4 protein-coding genes are annotated in these 3,289 nt (G+C 72.7%); all 4 read right to left on the bottom strand.

Going from position 1 to position 3,289, the window contains the following annotated elements:
- Nucleotides 1–232: 232 nt before the first annotated feature.
- The 4 genes from rpoZ to pyrF all read right to left on the bottom strand — a co-directional run bounded on the left by rpoZ (nucleotide 233) and on the right by pyrF (nucleotide 3,266).
- Entirely contained in the window at nucleotides 233–517 is a 285-nt protein-coding gene (gene rpoZ / locus AC5LSR_RS02125) for a DNA-directed RNA polymerase subunit omega (RefSeq protein WP_013874507.1), read from the bottom strand.
- 356 nt (nucleotides 518–873) lie between these two features.
- A complete protein-coding gene (gene gmk / locus AC5LSR_RS02120) occupies nucleotides 874–1,419 on the bottom strand; it encodes a guanylate kinase (RefSeq protein WP_493468092.1) in 546 nt (181 codons plus the stop codon).
- A gap of 389 nt (nucleotides 1,420–1,808) precedes the next feature.
- On the bottom strand, nucleotides 1,809–2,126 hold the full coding sequence (gene mihF, locus AC5LSR_RS02115) for an integration host factor, actinobacterial type (RefSeq protein ID WP_250284822.1): 318 nt from the start codon (nucleotides 2,124–2,126) through the stop codon (nucleotides 1,809–1,811).
- Between the two features lie 231 nt (nucleotides 2,127–2,357).
- Nucleotides 2,358–3,266, bottom strand: a complete 909-nt coding sequence (gene pyrF, locus AC5LSR_RS02110) for an orotidine-5'-phosphate decarboxylase (RefSeq protein ID WP_493468099.1) — start codon at nucleotides 3,264–3,266, stop codon at nucleotides 2,358–2,360.
- Nucleotides 3,267–3,289: the final 23 nt, after the last annotated feature.

Genomic DNA, 3,289 nt, shown 5'->3' with positions numbered 1-3,289 from the left:
GGTGCCGGCGGGCGTGTCAGCGGACATCAGCGGTCATGTCCCGGTGGAACGGGTGCCCCGGTGGCCCCGGACGCCCCGGGCGTCCCGCGTCCGGGGTACCGGATGTCCTGGTGCCGGCACCGGGCGTCCCCGCGGTACCCGCAGGTGCGCCGACGGCGTGTGCGGCACCGGGACGTGGGTGGCGCGGGGGCCGACATGTGACTGGCATGCGGCTGTCGGAGGGCGCCGGCGCTCAGGAGGCCGGCGGCAGGGGCTCGCCGACGGTCTCGTGCGTCAGCAGACCCGCGTTGATCTCGCGCAGCGCGATGGACAGCGGCTTCTCCTGGGCGCTGGCGGTGTCGACCAGTGGGCCGACGTACTCCAGCAGGCCCTCACCGAGCTGCGAGTAGTAGGCGTTGATCTGCCGGGCCCGCTTGGCCGCGTAGATCACCAGACTGTACTTGGAGTCGGTGGCTTCCAGGAGCTCGTCGATCGGCGGGTTGGTGATGCCCTCGGGCTGCGCGACAGTGCCGGACACGGTGTCCTTCCGCAAACACGGGGCTGTCAGCCCGCTGACGGGCCGACAGCATGGTCAGGATGGTCAGGATGTGGTCGTGGAGAACGATGTGGTCGTGAGGAACGGGGTCAGGGCGGGCGCTCGGGACCGCGGCGGCCCCGCCGGAGCGGCTCACGGCCCCGCGGCCCGGGGCCGTGAGCCGCGGGCTGGTGGGCGTCCGCACCCTCAGCAGTATTCTCGGACCACGACGCCCTCGGACCACAACGGTACGGCCTGTCCACAGTAGAGCAGGCGACAGTGGAGCAGGCGACGCCGGGAGGGCAGGCGCGGCCAGGCGGCCCGCGGCCCAGCCCAGCCGGCCCAGCCCAGCCGCGGCGCTAGTCGGTGTCCATCAGGGCCACCAGCCGGCCCGCGGCCCCGGCCACGTCGTCGTTGACCACCACCGCGTCGAACTCGGATTCGGCGGCAAGCTCGGTGCGGGCCCGGCCGAGGCGGCGTTCGATCACCTCCGGCGGCTCCGTGCCGCGTCCGGTGAGCCGGCGGACCAGCTCCTGCCAGGACGGTGGTGCGAGGAAGACAAACCGGGCGTCGGGAATACCCGCACGTACCTGACGGGCGCCCTGGAGCTCGATTTCCAGCAGGCACGGCACCCCTTCGGCGAGACGGGCCGCCAGCGGCGCGCGGGGGGTTCCATAGGCATGACCGGCGAACATCGCGTGCTCAAGAAGCTCACCCTTCTTGACCATCAGGGTGAACTCCTCGGCATCGACGAAGTGATACTCCACCCCGTCGGTCTCCCCCGGGCGCGGCGCTCGTGTCGTGCAACTGACCGAAACCCAGACCTCGGGGTGACGTCGGCGTACCTCGGCGACGACTGTCCCTTTCCCGACGCCTGACGGACCGGACAGAACGGTGAGCCGCATCCATACACCGTAGTGTGCCGCGGCCACACACTCAAAAGAACATGATCGGCCCGGCTGTGGCCGGGCTGTGGCCCCGGCCCCGGCCGTGGCCGTGGCCGTGGCCGTGGCCGGACGGTGTACCGCCCGGCGCGCGACCCACCGTGGCGACCACCGGTCGGCCCGGTCGGCCCGGGTCGCGCGCGGCCCGCGGCCGTCCGCCCGCCGGCTCCCGCACCGGCTGGCCGCGCCCGGCTCGCCGGTGCGCATGCCCGGTGGCGCGCCGGCGAAGAAAAGTCGGTACGGCGGCCCGGCGCGGTGTGCCTGTCACCATTGCCCACCATTGCCGGGACGCCGTACCAGCCTCGCTGTGCCCAGGGATATGTCATGTGCCTGCCGGCCACCGGTGGTGCTCAGGAACCCGCGAACTCCTGAACCAGTGCGGCACGCTGTTTGGCACCCAGGCCGCGCAGGCGACGGCTGTCGCTGATCGCGAGCCGCTCCATGATCCTTGTGGCGCGGACGCGGCCGACGCCGGGCAGGGATTCCAGAACAGCGGCCACCTTCATCTTTCCGATGACCTCGTCGGTATCGGCTCTCTCCAGGACGGACGCGAGGGACACTTCCGCCTTCTTGAGCCGTCCCTTGAGTTCCGCACGCTGCTTACGCGCCAACGCAGCTTTCTCGAGGGCAGCAGCCCTCTGCTCGGGCGTGAGGGGCGGCAGGGGCACGGGTACGCCTCCTTCTTTGGGGTGATCACGGCGCCGCGCAAACTAGCGAATAACGGGTGTCTCGGTCCAGCCGGCGGTACGGGCACATCCGCGGACTATTGTCCACAGGACGGGGTCCATACGTTGGCCTGAATCGGGTTGCCGCCACACGCGCCCTTTGCTTTCGGTCGCTCGCGGACCACCGTACCGGGCAGATCCCCTCGAGATGGCCGGAGTGGGGCCTGTGTGATGTCACACCAGGTCAGCGGCACCGTGGCCGGGTCGCCATCCGGCCACGAACCGGGCCGCGGCAGCCCCCGGATCGTCGGTGGCAATGATCGGACGGCCGACCACGAGAAGATCGGAACCTGCGTCGACAGCTTCGGCGGGTGTTGCGGCACGCGCCTGATCATCGGGCCGCGACCCCGCCGCACGGATGCCAGGTGTGATAAGAGTCACATCATTTCCAACTTCCGAACGGACCGCGGCGACCTCCCGGGGGCTGCACACCACCGCGCGCGCGCCCGCGGCCACCGCCAGTGCCGCGAGCCTGCGCACGACGTCCAACGGCGTCCCGGCGAACCCGACGGCGGCCAGCTCCGCGCCCCCCAGGGAGGTCAGGACGGTCACCGCGGCGACCTCGACGTCGGGCGCGGCGTCGACCGCGGCGCGCACCATCGCCGTGCCCCCGGCGGCGTGCACCGTCACGTACCGGGGCGCCAGCCGGGCCACGGAGCGCATCCCCGCGGCCACCGTGTTGGGGATGTCGTGCAGCTTGAGGTCGAGGAACAGCCCGACACGCTCCTCGGCAGCCTGGGCCCCGGCAGCACGGGCCGTGGGGCCGGCAGCGGAGGCGGTGGGGCCGGCAGCGGAGGCAGTGGGGACACCGGGGACAGGGGGCCCGCCGGCGCCCGGCCCGTCCGCGGCCGTGCCAGGCGGGCGCCCTGTCCCGCGTGGCACGTGCGCTGTCTCGCGCGGCACGTCCGTGGCCAGGTCCCGCAGGGCCGTCACGATGCCGGGGCCCTCCCGGTGGAACAGCCCCAGGCCCACCTTCAGGACGGCCACGTGCGGGGCCACCGCCGCGGCCAGCCGCAGGGCGGACGGCCCGTCGGGCACGTCCAGCGCGACCGCCAGGGGTGGGCGTGACGTCCAGGTGCCCACCCGGGTCCGAGGGAACGCGGTCA

Source organism: Protofrankia sp. CiP1_Cm_nod4, from assembly GCF_982290645.1.
This window is presented reverse-complemented; position numbering and strand designations above follow the sequence as displayed.

Excerpts from the sequence above, each read along its gene's own strand:
- gmk (WP_493468092.1), bottom strand. The coding sequence starts at position 1,419 with ATGCGGCTCACCGTTCTGTCCGGTCCGTCAGGCGTCGGGAAAGGGACA.